The organism is Pandoraea eparura (assembly GCF_902459725.1).
In the GTDB taxonomy this organism is placed as follows: domain Bacteria; phylum Pseudomonadota; class Gammaproteobacteria; order Burkholderiales; family Burkholderiaceae; genus Pandoraea; species Pandoraea eparura.
The window spans coordinates 405,654-426,946 of sequence record NZ_CABPSH010000004.1 but is presented as its reverse complement, the minus strand read 5'-3'; the positions used below and the strand labels follow the sequence as shown (position 1 = coordinate 426,946).

Below are 21,293 nucleotides of genomic sequence, written 5' to 3'. Positions count from 1 at the left end.
GAGTGTGTCGGATGGCCGATGAGTCGCTCGTAAGGTGCAACAGGATACTGCCGTGTCGAACGCCTTCGAGTTATGCCCGGCTGACCCACCACCGAACCCGTCGTCTTGACTGACTGTTAACTCGTTGAATATTCAACTTAATTGGTACGCGATAGTAATGTGAACGTCACATGATGTCAAAAGGTAATAGAAAAAAACAATCAGCACAATCAGAAAATTTTCATTAGCAATCAAGCCTTTGCGATTTAGCCGATGTTCGGCGACGTTGCGTGATATTTCACCGGGACGTCATGCGCCCGACAACATGGCTGCCGCGACCAATGCGCGCGTGTACTCGTTTTGCGGATCGAAAAACACCGACTCCGTTTCTCCCTGCTCGACCAGATACCCATCCTTGAAGACCAGCACGCGGTGCGCCATCGCCCGCATGACGGCGAGATCGTGGCTGATAAAGAGATAGCTCAGGTTGTACTTGATCTGCAGTTGCGCGAGCAGATGGAGCACCTGCTGCTGAATGGACACGTCGAGCGCGCTGGTCGGCTCGTCGAGCACAATCAACTGCGGGTCGACCACCAGGGCGCGCGCAATCGCAATCCGCTGCCGTTGTCCGCCAGAAAATTCGTGCGGATAGCGCGACATGGCGCGCGCGTCGATCCCGACTTCGTGCAACACGTCCGCCACGCGCGTTCGCCGCTCGTCTTCGGTCAGTTGCGGCCGATGCAGCGCAAGCCCTTCGCCCACGATCTCCTCGATGGTCATGCGCGGCGACAACGAGCCGAACGGGTCCTGGAACACGATCTGCATGCGCGAGCGCAGCATGCGTTGCGCCTTGCCGCGATAGGCGCTGAGCGGCTCGCCCTGGAATTCGATCTGCCCCTCGCTCGCTCGCTGAAGCCCGAGCAACGCCATGGCGAGCGTCGACTTGCCGGAACCCGACTCGCCCACCACACCCAGCGTCTCGCCCTGACGCAGCGCCAGATCGAGCGGATGCACCGCGCGAAACCGTCCGCGCCCGAACCAGCCGCGTAGCCCCGGCTGCGAGGTCGCGTAGTCGACCGCTACGCCGCGCGCTTCTAGCAACACCGGTGCGATCGGCAACACCGGATGAATCTCCCGCTGCGGACGACTGTCGAGCAGCTTGCGCGTGTAAGGATGTTGCGGATTGGTGAAAAGCGTCTCGGTGACGGCACATTCCACGAGGACGCCCTTCTCCATCACCGCGACGCGTTGCGCGAAACGCCGCACCAGGTTCAAGTCGTGGGTGATGAGCAGCACCGCCATGCCACGCGTCTCGGCCGCTTCGCGTTGCAACTCCAGCAACAGCTCGATGATCTGGGCACGAATGGTGACATCGAGCGCCGTGGTCGGTTCGTCGGCCAGCAACAGCTTGGGCCGGCACGCTAGCGCCATCGCGATCATCGCGCGCTGGCGTTGTCCGCCCGACAACTCGTGCGGAAAATGCGACACCCGGCGCTCCGGCTCGGGAATGCCCGTGCGGCGCAGCAGCTCCACTGCACGTGCCTTCGCCTCCTTGGGGACGAGCCCTTCGTGCAACTCGAGCGCCTCGGCAATCTGCTCGCCGATCGAATAGAGCGGATTGAGCGCGGTCATCGGCTCCTGGAAGATCATGGCGATATCGTTGCCACGCAGCCCACGCATCTCGCGCTCGCTCACGCTGGCCAGGTCGACGCCGTCGAGCATGATGCGGCCCTGTACCTGTGCATCCTGCAACAGGCGCAGAATGGCCAGCGCCGTCACGCTCTTGCCCGAGCCCGACTCGCCGACCAGCGCAACCCGCTCGCCACGCCCGATGGCCAGGCTGATGTCCTTCACGGCCTCGGTGTCACCGAAGCGCACCGACAGGTTTTCGATACTGAGTAGCGGTGCGCTCACATCGCCCCCCCGGCGGCGGCCTGCTTGTCCGCGACCCGTGTGTCGAGCGCATTGCGCAAGGCGTCTCCCATGAACGTGAGCAACAACAGCGTGAGCACGAGCACCACGAACGTCGCCAGCGAAATCCACCACGCATCGAGATTCGCCTTGCCCTGATTGAGCAGCTCGCCCAGGCTGGGCGTCGGTGGCGGCACGCCAAGCCCGAGAAAGTCGAGACTCGTGAGCGCGAGAATCGCCCCGCTCATGCGGAACGGCAGGAACGTGATGACCGGCGTCATGCTGTTGGGCAGCACGTGACGCCGGATGATCTGCCAGTTCGAGAGCCCCATCGCCCGCGCCGCGCGCACGTAATCGAGCTGACGATTGCGCAGGAACTCGGCGCGCACGTAATCCGACAGGCCGATCCAGCCGAACAGCGAGAGCAGCACGAAGAGCAGCCACAGGTGCGGCTCGAAGATCGACGCAAAGATGATGAGCAGGTACAGCTCAGGCAAGGATCCCCAGATCTCGATCAGGCGTTGCAGCGTCAGGTCGATGCGCCCGCCGTAGAACCCCTGCACGGCGCCGGCCAGCACCCCGAGCAACGTGCCGGACACCGTCAGCGCCAGCGCGAAGATCACCGACAGGCGGAACCCATACAGCAAGCGCGAGAAGACATCCCTGCCGCGGTCGTCCGTGCCCAGCCAGTTCTCCGACGACGGCGGCGCCGGATTGGGTGCCGTCGCGAAATAGTTGATGGTGTCGTAGTGATAGCGCACCGGCGGATAGATCGCGAAGTTATTGCCCGCGCGGATGCGTTTTTCGATGAACGGATCGAGGTAATCGGTGGGCGTCGGAAAATCGCCACCGAAGGTCAACTCGGGATACGTCTTCACGAGCGGGAAATACCAGTGTCCCTCGTAGCGAACGACCCACGGCTTGTCGTTGGCGATCACCTCGGCAAAGAGGCTGATGCCGAACAGCACGACGAACACGACGAGGCTCCAGTAGCCCAGTCGCTGATTGCGAAAGCGCCGCCACACACGCCAGCGCGGCGAGCGCGATGCCGAGGGCGGGCGCGATGCGGCGAACGATGACGGGCGTGGCGATGGCGTGGCGGATCGGGTCACGTCAGTGCTCCAGTCGATCGAATTGAATACGCGGGTCGACCAGGACGTAGCACAGGTCGGAGATGAGTTTGGTCACCAGGCCGATGAGCGTGAACAGGTACAGCGAGCCGAGCACGACCGGATAGTCGCGGCGCTGCACCGATTCATACGACAGGCGACCCAGCCCATCGAGCGAGAACAGCGTCTCGATCAGCAGACTGCCCGCGAAGAACGCGCCGATGAAGGCCGACGGGAAGCCGGTGATGAGCGGAATCAACGCGTTGCGGAAGATATGCTTGAACAGCACCTTGCGCTCGGACAGCCCCTTGGCGCGCGCGGTGAGCACGTACTGGCGGCGGATCTCGTCGAGGAACGCATTCTTGGTGAGCATCGTGACGACCGCGAAGCTCCCCACGACCGATGCCGTCACCGGCAGCGTGATGTGCCACAGGTAGTCAGTGATCTTCGCCGGCCACGACAAGTCGCTCCAATTGTCGGAGACGAGCTCACGCAGCGGGAACACCTGCCAGAACGTGCCACCGCCGAAGAGCACCAGCAGCAACACCCCGAGCACGAAGCCCGGGATCGCGTAGCCGACGAGCACGACCAGACTCGTGAGCGTGTCGAATCGGGATCCGTTGCGCACCGCCTTGGCGATGCCCAACGGCACCGATATCAAGTACGTGAGGAAGAACGTCCACAAGCCGAGCGAAATCGACACCGGCAACTTCGAGACGATGAGCGACCACACACTCTGGTGATGGAAGTAACTCTGGCCGAGATCGAATTTCGCAAAGCGCTTGAGCATGAACCAGTAGCGCTCGGCCGGCGTCTTGTCGAAGCCATACAGCGCCTTGATCTGGGCCAGTTGCTGCGGGTCGATACCGCGCCGGCCGCGATACTCGCTCGCGGTGCCGCCGCCACTGGCCTCCCCGCCGCCGCCACGGCCCTTGAGTTCGAGCATCACCTGCTCGACCGGGCCGCCCGGCACGAATTGAATGACCACGAAGGTCAGCGTGATCACGCCGAGCAGCGTCGGAATCATGATCAGCAGGCGTTTGAGGATGTAGGACCACATGGTTGGGGGGCAGCTCCTGTTGGTACCTGACGCAGTGACGACCTATCGGGACGGGGCGGCGGGGCTCGACGCAGCGGACGGCGCCAAGGCCGCAGGCGCCCCCGGCGTTGCCGACTTGGCCGGCCCCACGCGCGAATCCCACCATGTCGAGACGAGCCAGCCTTCGGCGGTGTAGTACAGCGGCAACTTGTCCGGGAAGTGCAGATACTGCTTGTAGGCCATGCGGTGCGTGGACGAGAACCAGTGCGGCACGATGTAGTAGCCGTGCATCAGCACGCGGTCGAGCGCACGCGCGGCGGCCAGAAGGTCGTCGTAGGTATGCGCACGCACGAGATCGGCCACGAGCGCGTCGACTGCCGGATCCTTCAGCCCGATGGCGTTATCCGAGCCTTCCACATCGGCAGACTGACTGCCGAAGCGATCGAGCAGTTCGGTACCCGGAATTTGCGAATCGGGATATCGCAGCGAAATCATGTCGAAGTCGAACGCTTCCAGGCGCTTCTGATACAACGCGAAGTCGCTCGTGCGGAAGTTCAGCGTGATGCCCAGCTTCGCGAGATTGCGCGCGTACGCCGAGGCGATCGGCCCCATCGCCCCGCCGTCGTCGAGAAACTCGAACACGAACGGCTCACCCTTCGCGTTGCGCAGCGCGCCGTCGCGATACGTCCAGCCCGCCTGCGCCAGCAGCTCGCGCGCCTGACGCAGGTTCTCGCGTAGACTCGCGGGCGGGGTCGTCGTCGGCTGCACGACCATCGGCCCGAACACGGCCGGATCGAGCGACTTGCGCAGCGGGTCGAGCAGCTTGCGCTCCGCCGCACTCGGCAGACCGCGAGCCGCGAGATCGCTGTTGGTGAAATAGCTGTCGATGCGCTGGTACTGGTTGTAGAACAGTTGACGATTGAGCCACTGGAAGTCGAGCGCCAGGTCCAGCGCGTGGCGCACGCGCACATCGCGGAACATGTCGCGCCGCAGGTTCAGGATGAAGCCCTGCATGCCCGCCGTGTTGTGATGTGCGAATTCGCGCTTGATCAGTTCGCCGTCGCGAAAGCGCTTGCCCACGTAGCTGCGCACCCAACTCCGGGCACGGTATTCGGTAATCGCGTCGAACTCGCCCGCCTTGAAGCCTTCGAGCCGCACGATGTCATCGGAGTAAAGCTTGTAGACGATGCGCTCGAAGTTGTAGGTGCCGCGTCGCACCGGCAGGGCGTTGCCCCAGTAGTTCGGGTCGCGCGCGAAGGTGATGCGCCGTCCGCCGTCATAGGACTCGATCCGATACGGACCGCTGGCGATGGGCGTCTCGAACGTCAGCGCGTCGAAGGCCTTGCGCTTGCCGTTCGCGTCGGCGCCCCACTTGGGCGAGAACACCGGCACCGTCGCCACGAGCAGCGGCAGGTCGGGACTCACGCGACGGAAGTCGAAGCGCACACGACTGGCGTCGAGTACGCTCACGCCCTTCACGTCCGCGAACATCACCTTGAAGCCCGGCGACGCCTGCGGGCTCATCAGCGTATCGAACGAGTATTTGACGTCCTGTGCCGTCACCGTATCGCCGTTGTTGAAGCGCGCGGCCGGGTTGAGGTGGAACGTGACCGAGGTGCCGTCCGGGGCGACCGCGATGTCGTCGGCGAGCAGGCCATAGACGGTGGCGGGTTCGTCGGCGCTGCCGACGCCGAGCGTCTCGAACATCAGGCCCAGCACGCCCGGGGCCGACGTGCCGCGCAGCGTGAACGGATTGAACTTGTCGAAGCTGGTGCGGCGATCGGGGTTGGCGAGCGTGAGCGTGCCGCCGCGAGGGGCATCGGGATTGACGTAGTCGAAGTGCGTGAAGCCTTGCGGATACTTCGGCTCGCCGTATTGGGCAATCGCATACTTCGCCTGCGCGGCCGGCGCGAGCAGCAGGCCCAAGGCGAGCGCCGGAACGAGGGCGGGAACGACGCTCAGCACGCGGATCAGAGAAGACACGAAGCGGGCGAGCGAGTCGCGCGTCGCGAGTGGATGCCGTGTTGTGCGCGCTTTCATGCGTCTCCTGTGTTGGTCGGCGAACGGCAGCCCTGGAGCCCCGACGCCTCCAGACCCCTCCCCTTCGGCCCACCGCAGCATTGAGCGGCGTTGGATGGCGTTTGGCGACGTCTGGTGACGTCGCCTGTGCTCGCCCTCACGCACATTTCCCGCATGAGGCTTGGCGACACGGCCGGACCGCGCGACAATTGTACCCAAAAGCCCGGCGGTTACCGCACTGAAAGACGCAGGCTCGCCGGCCCGGTTCCCCTGTTTCCGCCCCGGAGGCCGACGTTGCGTGCTACACGATCGCCCGCGCAGAACCCCAACCGTACCCTGCCTCGCTGGCTCGCCCGATTTTTCTTTCATTGTGTGGAAGCGGCGCAACGTCTTATCGCGCGTGGCTCACTGGTCGGCGACAAGCCCATCTTCGAGAACACGCAGTTCCCGTGGGTCGAAGCCCTCGAAGCGCAGGCACCGGCCATCGCCCGGGAACTCGACGCCGTCCTCGCCACGCCCGGGCGGTTGCCGGCGTTCCACGAAATCTCGCCCGACGTCGCCACCATCACACAAGATCATCAGTGGCAGACCTTCGTGTTCCTCGGCTACGGCATGCGCGCCGAGCGCAATCTCGCGCGTTGCCCGGCCACGGCCGCAGCGCTCGACGGCATTCCAGGGCTGCGCACCGCCTTCTTCTCCATCCTCTCGCCGGGCAAGCAGATTCCGCTGCATCGCGGCCCTTACAACGGGGTGCTGCGACTGCATCTCGCGCTGAAGGTGCCGCGCGAGCGCGAGCACTGTTGGATCGAAGTCGATGGTCAGCGTTATGCCTGGCAAGCCAACCGCGCCGTGGTCTTCGACGACGCCTATTCCCACCAGGTGCACAACGATACCGACGAGACGCGTGTGGTGCTGTTCGTCGATTTCGAGCGTCCGTGCAAGGTGCCCGTGTCGTGGCTCAACAAGTGGCTGCTTGCCTTTGCCCCACTCACACCGGAGTTGCAGCAAGCCAAGGCGAATCACGAACAGTGGGAGCGCGACTATTACGCGGCGCCCACCGCTGACACGCCCGGGAAGCCCGATATGGCCGATATGCCCGAGCCCGCCGCCAACCCCGCAACACCCGTTGCGACATCGAACGCTCCGGCCACGCACACCGAGGCCAACGAACGCGCGCACGGCTGACGCGGCCCGCACCCGTCGCCAATAAAAAGCGCCGCGTCGTACGTCGTCATGAAAACCCCCCAAGGGTTGGCGTGATGCCTAACGCTTGGGGGTCGGTTCACCTGTCGCTGGCGATCCTCGCTGCGGACTCGGTTTACGACTGCCGTCCGGGTTGTGCGAGCACATCCTGCGCCGGCGGCGGAACGAAGTTCGCCGCGAGCACGGCGACCAGCGCCGCTGCCATCATCGCGCCAATGCCGAGCGCGGCATCGCCGAAGTGGAGGTATGCCACCTTCATCGTCTCGATCACGACCACCGCTACCACGATGGTGATCATGCTGAGCATGCCCGCCACGGTCGCGCGATTGGGACTCTCGACGGCAAACAGCGACTGGCGATACACCACGCCGTAGCACATGCCCATGCCGAACGCATGCAGCGACGTGCCGACCAGCAATGCAGGATAACCCGGCGCGAGAATCACCGTGCCGATCAGCGATACGGCGGCGCCGATCAGCATGGCGGCCACGCCCGTCGCGAGCAATCGGCCATTGGACCAACGCCCGACCTGACGCGCGAGCAGCACGTTGCCGAGAATCAGCGCCGCAAAGACCGGCACTTGCAGCAGCGCGTATTGCATCTGCGACAGACCGGCTCGCTCGATCAGGAACACCGGCCCAAGCGCAATCCACGTCAGCAGTGGCGTGACGGCAAGGCCCGTGAGCACACCACCACGCCAGAACCGCGCACTCGAGAGCGGCAGCTTGTAGCTCGCCCAGAGTGCCTTCGCGTTCAACGCCGTGCGGTCATGGCGCGACAGTTCCGGCATGGTGCGATACAGCCCCACGAACGAGAACACGGCCACGATGGCGATAAGCCAGAAGATGCTGCGCCACGGCCAGTACGACACCACCGCCGCGCCCGCGAGCGGGCCGAACAGCGGCGAGAGCAGTGAGACGTTCGCCATGAGCGCCATCACGCGCACTGCGGTCTTCTCGTCGAACGCTTCGTGCACGGTCGGATAGCCCACGGTCAGCACGAAGCAGCAGCCCATGCCCTGGAGAAAACGCAACGCGATGAACTGCGGCATCGTCTGCACGTAGTGCGTGGCCAGACAGGCGACGATGAACATCACGAGACCGCCGAGCAGCACGCGACGGCGTCCGAAGCGATCGGCGAGCGGTCCGAGCAGCCATTGCAGGCTGGCGTTGCCGAGCATGGCGGCGGTGAGCGCCAGCGTGGTCATGTCCGCCGACGCCCCGAATTCTCGCGTGACCATCGGCATGCCGGGCATGATCATGTCGTTCGAGATGTAGACGGCAAACTCGAAGAGCACGAGCGAGAACGGAAACCAGAATCGGGAAACGGGCGTGGTGGGGTGAGACACCGGGTGAAAGCTCCTCTGTGCGGCCAACGCGCATGACGATGGCCCAGGTAAAAAGACAACACCCCCGGTACCTGCGAGGCACCGGGGGTGTCGATTGCATCGATGATGCCGCTCGGTGACGGCTTTCGATCGCTCAGACGTCCAGAAGTTCGACCTCGAAGACCAGCGTGGCGTTGGGCGGAATCACACCGCCGGCGCCGCGAGCGCCATAGCCCAGTTCCGGCGGAATGACCAGCTTGCGCTTGCCGCCGACCTTCATGCCGGCCACGCCTTCATCCCAGCCGCGAATGACCATGCCGCCGCCGAGCACGAAGGCGAACGGGTCGTTGCGGTCCTTGCTGGAATCGAATTTCTTGCCGTCGGTCAGCCAGCCCGTGTAGTGAACCGTGACGGTCTTGCCCGGCGTGGCCTCGGCGCCGTCGCCCACTTGCAGATCGTCGTATTGCAGGCCGGAATCGGTGGTGATGATCGACATCGTTGTCCTCGCTCGAAACAGAAAGAGTATCGACGCGCGAGGTATCGCCAACGCGCGAACTCGGGAAAGAAAAAACCCCCGGCTCTCCGCGGAGAGCCGGGGGTGTTCCGCCAAGGCGACTTGGCGGAGACGGAGGGATTCGAACCCTCGATCCAGGTTTTGGCCCAGATGCTCCCTTAGCAGGGGAGTGCCTTCGACCTCTCGGCCACGTCTCCCAAACTTGTCGTCACATCAGGGAGGTGATGTAACGAAGGCGTGATATTACCTACTGTTCGCGATGTCGTCAAACATTATGCGCATCAAAATCCAACAATATTTGCGCAGGTGTCATGCCTTCGACACGCTTGGGGAAAATTCCCCGCACGACCGCGCGAAAATCGCGCGTCGCGCCGCATGCCTCGAGCCGGCATGCGACACGTCGGACGTCGTTGGCGACGCTCAGGCCTGATCGAGTTCGAACGCCTTGTGCAGCGCGCGCACGGCCAGCTCCATGTACTTCTCGTCGATCAGCACGGAGATCTTGATTTCGGAGGTCGAGATGAGCTGGATGTTGATGCCCTCTTCCGAGAGCGTGCGGAACGCCTTGCTGGCGATACCGACGTGCGAGCGCATGCCCACACCAACGATCGATACCTTCGAGACCTTCGGGTCGCCCACGACTTCGGCGGCACCGATGTGACCCTGCACATCCTTTTGCAGCAGCGACATGGCGCGCTGATAGTCACCGCGCGGCACCGTGAACGTGAAGTCGGTCTTCCCTTCGATGCTCAGGTTCTGGATGATCATGTCGACATCGATGTTCGCGTCGGCGATCGGGCCAAGGATCTGGTAGGCGATGCCCGGACGATCCGGCACGCCGCGCACGGTGATCTTGGCCTCGTCGCGCTGGAATGCGATACCCGAGATGATGGCCTTTTCCATTTGTTCGTCTTCCTCAAAAGTAATCAGCGTGCCCGAGCGCGCTTCTTCGTCGAGCGCGATCATCGGGTCGGTCAGGCTCGAGAGCACACGCGTCTTGACCTGGTACTTGCCGGCGAATTCCACCGAACGGATCTGCAGCACCTTCGAGCCGAGGCTGGCCATTTCCAGCATCTCTTCGAAGGTGACCTTGTCGAGGCGGCGCGCTTCGTCGACCACGCGCGGGTCGGTCGTGTACACGCCATCGACGTCGGTGTAGATCAGGCACTCATCGGCCTTCAGCGCCGCGGCGACTGCCACGGCCGACGTGTCCGAGCCGCCGCGACCCAGCGTGGTCACGTTGCCGTTCGGATCAATGCCCTGGAACCCCGTGATGACGACCACGCGGCCGGCGTCGAGATCGGCCATCACGCGCTTGTCGTCGATTTCCGAAATACGAGCCTTGGTGAAAGCGCTGTCGGTCTTGATCGGTACTTGCCAGCCGGCATAGCTCACGGCATCGACGCCCGCTTCCTTGAGGGCCATCGCCAGCAAGCCAACGCTCACTTGCTCGCCCGTGGCGGCAATGGCGTCGAGTTCGCGCGGATCGGGATGGGCCGAAATTTCCTTGGCCAATCCCAGCAGACGATTGGTCTCGCCGGACATCGCCGACGGCACCACCACCATCTTGTGACCGGCCTTATGCCACTTGGCCACGCGCTTGGCGACATTCTTGATGCGCTCCACCGAGCCCATCGACGTGCCGCCGTATTTGTGTACGATCAGAGCCATAACATTGCTAACACATTGATTTGAAACCGTTTATGAATCACGCACGGAGACCCGCCGAAGGGTATCGGTCACGTTTCGATTCGCGGAACTTTTGATTATCGCACGAATGTATCGCGCCTGAGCCAGTCTGGCGCACATTGCACTGCCAAGGGCGCCGCGCGCCGCATGCAGCAGCAGATTGTGCTGTTTTGCGCCGCTTACGCGTCGTCGCGCCACGTCATCCGCCAGCGCGCACCGCCGTTCGCACCCGATTGTGCCGCCCCGTCGATGCCCAGGCGCGGCACGAAGACGATCTCGCCACCCTGCCAGATGATTGGCACATGACGCAACCATGCCGCCACCCCTCGACTCTGGTACCAGTGCTTCAGCGAGCGCGAATGCCCCTGCGCGTGTTCGCGCCATCGCTCGCCCCCTGTGCGTGCCCTCGCCACGAGCGGGCGCGCGCGCAGCACGCGCTCGTCGATCGATCCGCCCTCGCCCTCCTCGCCCACCTCACCCTCGGCGACCGGCACGAACACAATCCTTCCACGCCAGTGCGGCAACGGCCATTCGCGCTCGCCCGCCCAGGACAACGCGACATCGCCGGCCCCATCGTCCGGGCCCGCCGCGTCGTAGACCGCCGTCCACTGCAAGACCCCGCGATACAGCCGCAAGACCGAGTTGCCATGCGGCAGTTCGAGCGATGCATCATCGTGCGCGTCACGAATCTGTCGCACCCACTCATCCAGCCGCGCTTCCGACGGCATGGCCAATCCGCGACGTGCCGCCCAATACCGCAGCAGGTTCGCCAGTCGCGGCGCGTCCAGCGCTTGCAGCCGACGGCGTTGCAAGCGCTCGTCGCCTTTATCGTGCGTCACACACGCCATGTCGAAATCGGCCTGCGCGAGCTGATCGAGCAGCGATTGCGCTTGCGCCGCATGGCGCGCAAACCGCGCCAACGTCTCGCGATACGCGGGCACGTGGGCCGCGATCGCGGGCATGACATCGTGGCGCAAGGCATTGCGCAGATAGCGACGATCCTCGTTCGACGGATCCTCGACCCACGACAGCGAGCGCGCCTTTGCATACGCCAGCATCGTCTCGCGCGAAACGTCGAGCAACGGTCGCAGCAAGCGCGCGCGACTCGGCGAGTTGCCGGCCGCGACCGGCAACTCGCCCTCGACGGCCATGGCCGCCACGCCGGGCAACCCCGCGCCGCGCAGCATCTGCAACAGCACGGTCTCGGCCTGATCGTTCGCGTGATGGGCGCTCAGCAGCCAGCGCACACCATGCGCATCGCACGACGCCGCAAGCGCCTGATAACGCGCAGCACGCGCCGCGCCCTCGATGCCCTGCCGGGCGTCGCGCGGCACGCTCACGCGACGCGCCTCGAACGCGAAACCGCGCAGGCGCGCCTCGCGCTCGCACGCAGCGAGCCACGCATCGGCATGCTCGGACAGTCCGTGATGGATGTGGATGGCCAGCGGCGGTGCGATCGCCTCGCCCGCGTCTCGACGCGCCTGGACCCAATGCGCCAGCGCATCGAGCAGCACCATCGAGTCGAGTCCGCCGCTCAGCGCGACGGCGAGTTGGGGGACATCGTGAGGTGGGGCGTCCGACGTGACGTGTGACGCAACGTGCGTCGCCAGCGTGAGGCGCAATGCGACGTCCACATGAACGACTGCCGCGTCGCTTCGGGCAGAAGCATACGCGGCAGGGCAGGCATCGTGGTGCGGCATCGGATTCGGCGTCATCGCCACGACCGGCGACGACGCGATGGCAGGCGCCTTACTTCGCGCCGGCTTCCTTGAACTTGCCATAGCTCATCAGGCGCTCGAAGCGGCGCTCGAGCAGTTCCTTGTGGCTGCTGCCCTGGAACTGGCGCAGCGAATCGGCCAGCGCACGCTTGAGCATGCCGGCCATGCCGAGCGGATCGCGATGGGCGCCGCCCAGCGGCTCGTTGATGATCTTGTCGATCAGCCCCAGCGCCTTCAGACGGTGCGCGGTCAGACCCAGTGCTTCGGCCGCCTCGGGCGCCTTGGCCGCGCTCTTCCACAGGATCGACGCGCAACCTTCCGGCGAGATCACCGAGTACGTCGAGAACTGCAGCATCATGACCGTGTCGGCCACCGCCACGGCCAGCGCCCCGCCCGAGCCGCCTTCACCGATGATGGTGGTGATGATCGGCGTCTTGAGCTCGGCCATCACGTACAGGTTGTGACCGATGGCTTCCGATTGGCCGCGCTCTTCGGCGTCGATACCCGGATAGGCGCCCGGCGTGTCGACGAACGAGAAGATCGGCAGGCCGAATTTTTCGGCAAGCTTCATCAGGCGCATGGCCTTGCGATAGCCCTCGGGACGCGGCATGCCGAAGTTGCGCATCGCACGCTCCTTCGTGTCGCGGCCCTTCTGGTGACCAATGACCATGCAGGCCTGGCCGTTGAACCGCGCCATGCCGCCCACGATGGCCAGATCGTCCGAGAACGAGCGATCGCCATGCAGTTCATGGAAATCGGTAAAGATGTCCCGAACGTAATCGAGCGTATAGGGACGCTGCGGATGACGCGAGATTTGCGAAACCTGCCACGGCGACAGGTTCGTGTAGATGTCCTTGGTGAGCTGCTGGCTCTTCTTCGAGAGGCGCTCGATCTCTTCGGAAATGTCGACGGCTGAATCGTCTTGCACAAAGCGCAGCTCTTCAATCTTCGCTTCGAGCTCGGCGATCGGCTGTTCAAAATCCAAAAAGGTGTTCTTCATCAGGCTTCCCCGGAAATGCGGCAGCGTATTGTACCGCCGGCAACGTCTGCCCGGTCGAGATAGACAACTTTCATTGCCGCTCGACTTGCAATAGACGTCAATAATGACTGGATGCGTTGGGATGGACGCGGATTATACGTCGTCGCGTGCGCTTTCAGTATTCGACGGGCACCGGCTCGAGGCTTCGCCACATATACCAGGTGGCGACGGAGCGCCATGGCTCCCAATTGGCGGCCACTTCCCGTGCTTCGCTACGCGTGACGGGCTCCCCGCTGAAATAGTTGACGCTGATCGCATTGATCAGCCCGACATCGTCGAGCGGCAGAACGTCGGGACGCAGCAGATTGAACATCAGGAACATTTCGGCCGTCCAGCGGCCGATGCCGCGAATGCCGGTCAGCTCCGCGATGACCGCCTCATCGTCCATCGTCGCCCAGGCGTCGACGTGCAGCGCGCCCGACTTGAAGTGCGTTGCCAGGTCGAGAATGTATTCGGCCTTGCGGCGCGACAACCCGCAACCGGCGAGCGCATCGTGCCCCGCCTTGATGAACTGAGCTGGCGTGAGCTTCGGACAGGTGGCCTGCACGCGATCCCAGACGGCTTGCGCAGCCTTCACCGAGATCTGCTGGCCGACGATCGAGCGCGCCAGAGTGACGAAAGGTTCGCCGCGCCCGCTCAGATGGGCCGGACCGAATTGGGGAATCAACTTCTTGAGAATGCGGTCGCGCCTCATCAGATCGGCGCAGGCCTGATCCCAGAAGTGCGGACGCGTCGCCCCCGTCGCCACCGGCAGCGGCACCACACCGGTCACCACCTGCTCGACGACGTCGTGCTCGATGCGCTCGATCTCGGGCGTCACGATGCGTGTCTCGCCATCGCGCTTGGCGATGACGCGGCGCGCGTCGTCGGCCGTCGACGGTGCAGCCTTCACCGGCACCTTTCGCGCGACCTTCGTCCCCGCCGTCGGCACCGCTTTTTTCACGACCTTTTCAGTGACCTTTTCGGCAACCTTCTTCGCGGCTTTTTCTGCGCCCTTTCCTGTGCCCTTTCCTGTGCCTTTTTCTGCGACTTTCCTTGCGACCTTTTTCGCCACCTTTCTCACGGCCTTTTTCGCCGCTGGCGGCGCCACCTTGCGCGCTGCGCCGGCTGGCGTTGCCTTTGCGACCGCAGCGCCAGCCGCGGCCTTGCCAACGGACTTGACGTCCGTCGTCGGGCGCTTGGCCGGCGTCGCCTTCACCGCCTTGACCGGCGCGCGGCGTTTGCTGTCGTCGGACAGCGCGGCCGATCGGGCGGCCTTGGCCGCTCCCTTCGTCCCCCTCGCGCCCTGCGTTGCGGCCGACTGGGTCGCCACCTTAGCGGCCACGGATTTACGAGTCACCATGAAATTTGCCTCGATGCGTCGCGCTCAGGCACGACGCCATTCGGTGGCGCCTCCGGGACGGTCTTCCAGCACGATACCGTCGGTCAGCAGTTCGGCACGAATACGATCGGCTTCCGCGAAATTGCGTTCGCGCTTGGCTTGCGCACGCGCTTCGATGCGCGCCTCCACCAACGCGCGCAACGCGTCGTCGTCGCCCGCCGCGTCGCTCCCCGCCGCCCCTTGCAGGAACGCTTGCGGATCGCGGCCGAGCAAGCCGAGCGTGCCGGCGAGCCCCTGCAACTGACGCACGAGCACCGGGTCGCGCTGCTTGTTGATCTCGCCGGCGAGGTCGAACAGCACCGAGATGGCCACGGGCGTATTGAAGTCGTCGTTCATCGCCGCGGCAAAACGCTGCGCGAACGGCTCGTTCCAGTCGAGCGGCATGCCATCGCCCGTGGCATCCTTGAGCGCCGTGTACAGGCGCGTCAGCCCGCCGCGCGCGTCGTCCAGGTGCGCATCGCTGTAATTGAGCGGGCTGCGGTATTGGGCGCGCAGAATGAAAAAGCGCACGACCTCCGCGTCAAACTTCGCGAGCACTTCGCGAATCGTGAAGAAGTTGCCAAGCGACTTGGACATCTTCTCGTTGTCCACACGCACGAAGCCGTTGTGCATCCAGTAGTTCACGAACGTCTCACCGGTCGCGCCTTCGCTCTGGGCAATCTCGTTCTCGTGATGCGGGAATTGCAGATCGGCCCCGCCACCGTGAATGTCGAAATGATTGCCGAGCAACTGGCAGCTCATCGCCGAGCATTCGATGTGCCAGCCCGGGCGGCCCGCGCCCCACGGCGAGGCCCACTTCGACTCGTCAGGCTCGGTGTCTTTGGCGCGCTTCCACAGCACGAAGTCGAGCGGATCCTGCTTCGCGGCGTTGGCGGCAACCCGCTCGCCGGCGCGCAGATCCTCGATGGACTTGCCCGAGAGTTGCCCGTAACCGGCGAACTTGCGCACGGCGTAGTTCACGTCGCCATCGTCGGCCTGGTAGGCATACCCGTTACGTTGCAGCGTGCCGATCATGTCGACCATCTGCGGGATGAATTCGGTGGCACGCGGCTCGTGATCCGGGCGTTGAACCCCCAGCGCGTCGGCATCGTCATGCATCGCGGCAATGAAACGCGTCGTCAGTTCGCGCATCGTTTCGCCATTCTCGACGGCGCGCTTGATGATCTTGTCGTCGATATCGGTGATATTGCGCACATAGGTCACGCGATAGCCGAGCGTTCGCAGCCAGCGCTGTACCATGTCGAACACCACCATCACGCGCGCATGACCGACGTGACAGTAGTCGTACACCGTCATCCCGCAAACATACATGCGGACTTCGCCGGCAACCAGAGGTACGAACGGCTGTTTGTCTCGCGCGAGCGAGTTGTAGACACGCAGTGAATCCATAGATAAGCGCTTGACCGGGCGGCAACAGCGCCGGACGCTGCGACGATGTCCTCGAACGCGTCACACAGGGCGTGACGGGAGCGACATCGCGAGGCGGGCTGCGCGCCGTGCGGTGGAAAAAACGAACCTGCGAACCGCATCCGCCGCCATAAGGAGAAATGGCGCGGGCCGAGCGCAGGTGTTTTGTTAGAATGCGGCCGAGTATAGCATCTCTTGCGCACCTCTCAGGTATCCCAAGCACCCACTATGACGCAACGAAGCCGGTCACTTTTGTCTCTCGCAACGCGCCCGCTGCGCGAACGCCGTCCGGGGGCCGCCGCCCCGCGCAGCACCCGCGCACTCGCGCTTGCCGGCCTTACCCTCGGCCTCGCGGGCACGTTGTTCGCGCTGCCCGCCGCGGCACAGGCCATTACCGATCCGCCGCCGCCCGCGCCGCTGCAAACGCCGCAGCAAGCCAGCGAATCGGCCATCGACAAACTGGTTGCCGCCGGCAAGTACAACGACGCGCTCGCGAAGATCGACGAACACCTCAAGCAATATCCGCGCGACGCACAGGTGCGTTTCACGCGCGGACGCGTGCTCATGGAGATGGGCCGCAACGCCGAAGCCATCGACGCCTTCACCGCGCTCACGCAAGACTTCCCGGAACTGCCCGAGCCGTTCAACAACCTCGCGGCGCTCTATGCGCAGGCCGGTGAGTACGACAAGGCGCGCGCGGCGCTCGAGAGCGCGATTCGCAACAACCCCAGCTTTGCCGTGGCCTACGCGAATCTCGGCGACATCTACGCCAAGCTCGCGCAGCAGGCGTATCAGAAATCGCTCAGGCTCGCACCGACCGCGCGCGTGTCGAACCGCGAGAAAATCCTGAGCAACATGCTCGCCCCGCAGCGCATCGCCCCCGTGAGCCAGACGCCCTCACCGGCCAAGGCCGACGACGCCGCGCTCAAGAACGTTGGCAAGTCGGGCAACTGAGCCCGCCCCCCGCCCACCATTCCGACCCTAGAATCGATTCTTCATTGCCTACGGAGACCTGCATGAATTTTCCGAATCGCCTGCGTCGCACGCTGCTCGGCGGCGTCCTCGCTGCGGCCGCCCTGTCGGGGACGAGCCTGAGCGCAGTGGCGCAGGGTACTGACCCGCAAGTGCAATTCAAAACGTCGGCCGGCAACTTCGTCGTCGAACTCAACCCGAAGGCGGCACCGAAAACGGTCGAGAATTTTCTTCAATACGTCAATAGCGGTTTCTATAACGGCACGATCTTCCACCGCGTGATCGGCAACTTCATGATCCAGGGCGGCGGTTTTACGCCCGATATGAATGAAAAGCCCACGCGCGCGCCGATCCCCATCGAATCGCAGAACGGACTCAAGAACGTGACCGGCACCATCGCCATGGCCCGCACGTCGAATCCGAACTCCGCGACCGCGCAATTCTTCATCAATGTGAAGGATAATGCGTCACTGGACTACCCCAACCCGGACGGCTACGGCTACGCGGTATTCGGCAAAGTGGTATCCGGCATGGATACCGTCGAGAAGATCAAGGGCGTTGCCACGACCCGCAAGGGCATGTACCAGGACGTGCCGGCCACGCCCGTCGTGATCGAATCGGCCAGCGTCGTCAAGCGCTGATACCCTCCGGCCCAACGGGACCATTTCATCTGAAGGAAAGCATCATGGTTGAATTGCAAACGAATCACGGCGTCATTCGCATCGAACTCGACGCCGACAAGGCACCGAAGACGGTCGAGAACTTCCTGAACTACGTCAAGAACGGCTTCTACGACAACACGGTGTTCCATCGCGTGATCAATGGCTTCATGATCCAGGGCGGCGGTTTCGAGCCGGGCATGAAGCAAAAGCCCACCGACGCGCCGATCGAGAACGAAGCCAACAACGGCCTGAAGAACACCAAGTACACGCTGGCCATGGCCCGCACGAACGATCCGCATTCGGCCACGGCGCAGTTCTTCATCAACGTGAGCGACAACGACTTCCTGAACCACAGCGCACCGACGCCGCAAGGCTGGGGCTACGCCGTGTTCGGCAAGGTCGTCGAAGGCCAGGACATCGTCGACCAGATCAAGGGCGTGAAGACGGGTTCGAAGGGCTTCCACCAGGACGTGCCGGTGGACGACGTCATCATCGAGAAGGCCGTGATCGTCGCGTAAGCGCATCTGCCGCGAACGCAAACACTCGATGCCAGTATCGACTGCGCGGTGCCCGCAATGTCCTGTGATTCCCCGGGGCGACGGGCCCGCGCTTTTCATTTCCGATCTTCACCTCTCGCCGGCGCTGCCGCGCACGGTGCAAGTCTTCGAGGACTTCCTGCGCGGCCCCGCGCGTGAAGCGTCCGTCCTGTTCATCCTCGGCGATCTGTTCGAATACTGGATCGGCGACGACATGCTCGATGTCGACGCGCCGACCGGCACACGCACCGATGCCTCCGACGCCGCCTCACCGCAGCCCGAACCGCTCGGCGCCTTCGCGCGCCGCATGACGGCCGCCATGGCGGCACTGTCCGCAAGCGGCGTGCCGATCGCGGTGATGCGCGGCAATCGCGATTTCCTGCTCGGCGAGCGCTTCGCGCGCGCGGCCGGTGCGATCCTGCTCGACGATCCGTGTGTCTTCTCGTTTCTCGGACAGGCACTGGTGCTCAGTCATGGCGACCAGTTGTGCACCGACGACGTGGGCTATCAGCGTTTTCGACGCGTCGCCCATTCGCCGCTCGGCAAGGCGTTTTTCCTGGCGCTGCCGCTGCGCTTGCGCATGGCCATCGCGAATCGCGTCCGGCGGCGAAGTGCCGCCAAGGGGGCGCATCGCATGGCCTATGCCGACGCCAACGCCCAGGCCATCGCCGCCCTGCTCGATGCCGTCGGTGAGCGCACGCTCGTGCATGGGCACACGCACCGTCCGGCACGCCATGTGGACGGCCGCCACGTGCGCTGGGTGCTACCCGACTGGGAGTTCGATATAGCGACGCCACGCGGCGGCTATCTGCAATGGGACAGCCACGGCTTGCACGCCATCGACCTGGTCTACGCCTCGCCGCAACGCGCCTGAGGCGCTGCCCCATCCTGCCGGACGGCCCGCATGAATTGTGCGGCTGTGCTCGTCAGGGCGCCGTGGCGCCCTCGCACAATCGCGTGCCACGGCGCGCCACGGACTTCCACAACGCGCCGCCGTGCGACTCTGCGAGCATTCGCGGACCCTACATGTCCTGGATTTCCTTGCCCAGCTTGCGCAGTTCCGCGGTATCGATCTTGCTCGCGCCGAGGGCTTCGAGGTGCGCCCCAAGCTGGTTGAGTGCCGCCACCATCACATCGATCTTGTGCGCCTGATCGGTCGCGTTCTCGATCAACCCGTGAATGGCGAGCGAGACGGGATCGTCGGCGTTCGGCGTAATGCCGTAGGCGGAGAATTCCGGCTTGCGCGCGTTGTCGTTCGGCTTGGCTTGCGCGTCCTCGCGCGGGGTGTCGGGACGGATGATGCGCGCGGGATTCCCCACGGCTGTGCCGCCAGCGGGCACCGCCTTGACCACCACGGCGTTCGAGCCGATCTTCGCGCCCTCGCCCACCGTGAAGCCGCCGAGCACCTTGGCACCGGCGCCCACGATCACACCGGGCGCCAGCGTCGGGTGGCGCTTCGCCCCGCGCGCAAGCGACGTGCCGCCGAGGGTAACGCCCTGGTATATCGTGCAGTCGTCGCCAACGACAGCCGTCTCACCGATCACCACGCCCATGCCGTGGTCGATGAAAACACGGCGGCCAAGCGTCGCGCCCGGATGGATCTCGATGCCGGTGAGAAAGCGTGCGTATTGCGATACGTAGCGGCCGAGCCATTTGAAGCCGGATGTCCAGCAGCCATGCGCCACCCGATGCAGCATCACGGCATGCAGGCCGGGGTAGCAGGTGAAGACCTCCCAGTTGCTGCGGGCGGCGGGGTCTTTCTGTCGAATGGCGGCGATATCTTCGCGAAGACGGGTGAACATGAGACTGAATTCCATGCTGTGGTGCGCGGCCGGCCGTTCTGGCACGGATCGTCGCGGAGTTATCGGGGGGCGCACCGGACGTGAGCGGCAGACGCCGAGTGCGCCAGGGGCAGGCCAAGCGCCGTTTGCAAGGTCGACGCAACAAGCGAGGTGCGCGGCGGGCCGTCACCGCCGAATCCTGCGCTCCAGAACATGCTTCGCGATACCGCGCAGGATGTTGACTTCCTCACGCTCCAGATGACTCTTGGCGAAAAGCCGGCGCAGGCGCGTCATGAGCTTCTTCGGATTCTCGGGATCGAGAAAATCGAGATCGACGAGCGCGCGCTCCAGATGCGCGAGCATGCCTTCAACATCATCGCGTGTCGCGAGCGCATCGTGCGCGGCACCCTCGCGTCCCGGCGGCAACGCGGCCACGGCCGCGACCTGCGACCCCTCGCCGCGCTCACGCGCCAGACAGGCCATGCGCACTTCATAAGCGATCAACTGCACCGCCTGCGAGAGATTGAGCGAGCTGTACATCGGGTTGGCCGGAATGTGGACCAGTGCGTTGCAGCGCTCGACATCGTCATTGGACAAGCCCGTGCGTTCGCTACCGAACACGAACGCCACCGCTTCGCCCTGCCCCGCATGCTGCACGGCTATCGCGGCGCTCTCGCGCGGCTCGGCATTGGGCGGGCCGTATTCGCGCGAACGCGCCGACAACGCGACGGCCCAGCTCACGCCCTGCAAGGCCGTGTCGAGATCGGGCACGACCCACGCATTCGCCAGCACGTCGTCGGCACCGCTCGCGAGTGCCACGGCTTCGGGGTCGCACAACACGTCCGCCCCCGCACGCGGCGCGGCCAGCACCAACCGGCCGAACCCCATCGTCTTGATCGCCCGGGCGGCCGACCCGACGTTGCCGGGATGGCTCGTCTCGTTGAGCACGAAACGCACTTGATCGAACAACAGGGATGCGGGATGGGCAGCAGCAGACTGTGACATGA

The 21,293-nt window shown here is 64.4% G+C and carries 18 protein-coding genes and 1 tRNA gene; 5 read left to right on the top strand and 14 right to left on the bottom strand.

What is annotated here, in order from left to right; all coding sequences use genetic code 11:
• Positions 1 to 288: 288 nt before the first annotated feature.
• The 4 genes from PEP31012_RS12585 to PEP31012_RS12570 are packed head-to-tail and all read right to left on the bottom strand — an operon-like array spanning position 289 to position 6,078.
• On the bottom strand, positions 289 to 1,893 hold the full coding sequence (locus tag PEP31012_RS12585; protein WP_150589658.1) for an ABC transporter ATP-binding protein: 1,605 nt from the start codon (positions 1,891 to 1,893) through the stop codon (positions 289 to 291).
• A complete protein-coding gene (locus tag PEP31012_RS12580; protein WP_150589657.1) occupies positions 1,890 to 3,002 on the bottom strand; it encodes an ABC transporter permease in 1,113 nt (370 codons plus the stop codon). The genes PEP31012_RS12585 and PEP31012_RS12580 overlap by 4 nt, the downstream gene beginning before the upstream one ends.
• Position 3,003: 1 nt before the next feature.
• The gene (locus tag PEP31012_RS12575; RefSeq protein ID WP_150589656.1) at positions 3,004 to 4,059 is read right to left on the bottom strand and encodes a microcin C ABC transporter permease YejB; all 1,056 of its coding nucleotides are present in this window, start codon (positions 4,057 to 4,059) and stop codon (positions 3,004 to 3,006) included.
• A 42-nt stretch (positions 4,060 to 4,101) separates the two neighbouring features.
• Complete coding sequence (locus PEP31012_RS12570) at positions 4,102 to 6,078, bottom strand: extracellular solute-binding protein (RefSeq protein WP_150589655.1); 1,977 nt, start codon at positions 6,076 to 6,078, stop codon at positions 4,102 to 4,104.
• Positions 6,079 to 6,351: 273 nt separating this feature from the next.
• On the opposite strand from PEP31012_RS12570, the gene PEP31012_RS12565 reads away from it, so the two are divergent.
• On the top strand, positions 6,352 to 7,242 hold the full coding sequence (locus tag PEP31012_RS12565; RefSeq protein ID WP_246171263.1) for an aspartyl/asparaginyl beta-hydroxylase domain-containing protein: 891 nt from the start codon (positions 6,352 to 6,354) through the stop codon (positions 7,240 to 7,242).
• Positions 7,243 to 7,375: 133 nt separating this feature from the next.
• On the opposite strand, the gene PEP31012_RS12560 is transcribed toward PEP31012_RS12565, so the two are convergent.
• The 8 genes from PEP31012_RS12560 to cysS form a co-directional block, all read right to left on the bottom strand.
• Positions 7,376 to 8,608 (bottom strand): MFS transporter, encoded by a 1,233-nt coding sequence (locus PEP31012_RS12560; RefSeq protein WP_150589654.1) that lies wholly within the window; start codon positions 8,606 to 8,608, stop codon positions 7,376 to 7,378.
• A gap of 133 nt (positions 8,609 to 8,741) precedes the next feature.
• Positions 8,742 to 9,083, bottom strand: coding sequence for an FKBP-type peptidyl-prolyl cis-trans isomerase (locus PEP31012_RS12555; protein WP_150589653.1), 342 nt, complete (start codon positions 9,081 to 9,083; stop codon positions 8,742 to 8,744).
• A 121-nt stretch (positions 9,084 to 9,204) separates the two neighbouring features.
• Positions 9,205 to 9,298: transfer RNA gene (locus PEP31012_RS12550), tRNA-Ser, on the bottom strand.
• A gap of 223 nt (positions 9,299 to 9,521) precedes the next feature.
• Positions 9,522 to 10,772 (bottom strand): aspartate kinase, encoded by a 1,251-nt coding sequence (locus tag PEP31012_RS12545; RefSeq protein ID WP_150589652.1) that lies wholly within the window; start codon positions 10,770 to 10,772, stop codon positions 9,522 to 9,524.
• A 197-nt stretch (positions 10,773 to 10,969) separates the two neighbouring features.
• Positions 10,970 to 12,571 (bottom strand): tRNA lysidine(34) synthetase TilS, encoded by a 1,602-nt coding sequence (tilS, locus tag PEP31012_RS12540; RefSeq protein WP_150589651.1) that lies wholly within the window; start codon positions 12,569 to 12,571, stop codon positions 10,970 to 10,972.
• The gene (locus tag PEP31012_RS12535; protein WP_150589650.1) at positions 12,540 to 13,508 is read right to left on the bottom strand and encodes an acetyl-CoA carboxylase carboxyltransferase subunit alpha; all 969 of its coding nucleotides are present in this window, start codon (positions 13,506 to 13,508) and stop codon (positions 12,540 to 12,542) included. Before PEP31012_RS12535 ends, tilS begins: the two co-directional genes overlap by 32 nt.
• Before the next feature lie 154 nt (positions 13,509 to 13,662).
• Entirely contained in the window at positions 13,663 to 14,784 is a 1,122-nt protein-coding gene (locus PEP31012_RS12530; protein WP_425494956.1) for a DNA-3-methyladenine glycosylase family protein, read from the bottom strand.
• A 129-nt stretch (positions 14,785 to 14,913) separates the two neighbouring features.
• A complete protein-coding gene (cysS, locus tag PEP31012_RS12525) occupies positions 14,914 to 16,317 on the bottom strand; it encodes a cysteine--tRNA ligase (protein WP_150589648.1) in 1,404 nt (467 codons plus the stop codon).
• 270 nt (positions 16,318 to 16,587) lie between these two features.
• On the opposite strand from cysS, the gene PEP31012_RS12520 reads away from it, so the two are divergent.
• From PEP31012_RS12520 to PEP31012_RS12505, 4 genes are all read left to right on the top strand, one after another.
• A complete protein-coding gene (locus PEP31012_RS12520; RefSeq protein WP_246171262.1) occupies positions 16,588 to 17,289 on the top strand; it encodes a tetratricopeptide repeat protein in 702 nt (233 codons plus the stop codon).
• Positions 17,290 to 17,351: 62 nt separating this feature from the next.
• Entirely contained in the window at positions 17,352 to 17,948 is a 597-nt protein-coding gene (locus PEP31012_RS12515) for a peptidylprolyl isomerase (protein ID WP_150589646.1), read from the top strand.
• Between the two features lie 44 nt (positions 17,949 to 17,992).
• A complete protein-coding gene (locus PEP31012_RS12510) occupies positions 17,993 to 18,487 on the top strand; it encodes a peptidylprolyl isomerase (RefSeq protein WP_150589645.1) in 495 nt (164 codons plus the stop codon).
• Between the two features lie 64 nt (positions 18,488 to 18,551).
• A complete protein-coding gene (locus PEP31012_RS12505) occupies positions 18,552 to 19,379 on the top strand; it encodes a UDP-2,3-diacylglucosamine diphosphatase (RefSeq protein ID WP_150589644.1) in 828 nt (275 codons plus the stop codon).
• 148 nt (positions 19,380 to 19,527) lie between these two features.
• Here PEP31012_RS12505 and cysE read toward each other — a convergent pair whose 3' ends face one another.
• Positions 19,528 to 20,307 carry a serine O-acetyltransferase gene (gene cysE, locus PEP31012_RS12500; protein ID WP_150589643.1) on the bottom strand — a complete coding sequence of 260 codons (780 nt, stop codon included), beginning with the start codon at positions 20,305 to 20,307 and terminating at the stop codon, positions 19,528 to 19,530.
• Positions 20,308 to 20,472: 165 nt separating this feature from the next.
• Complete coding sequence (locus PEP31012_RS12495; RefSeq protein ID WP_150589642.1) at positions 20,473 to 21,291, bottom strand: RNA methyltransferase; 819 nt, start codon at positions 21,289 to 21,291, stop codon at positions 20,473 to 20,475.
• Positions 21,292 to 21,293: the final 2 nt, after the last annotated feature.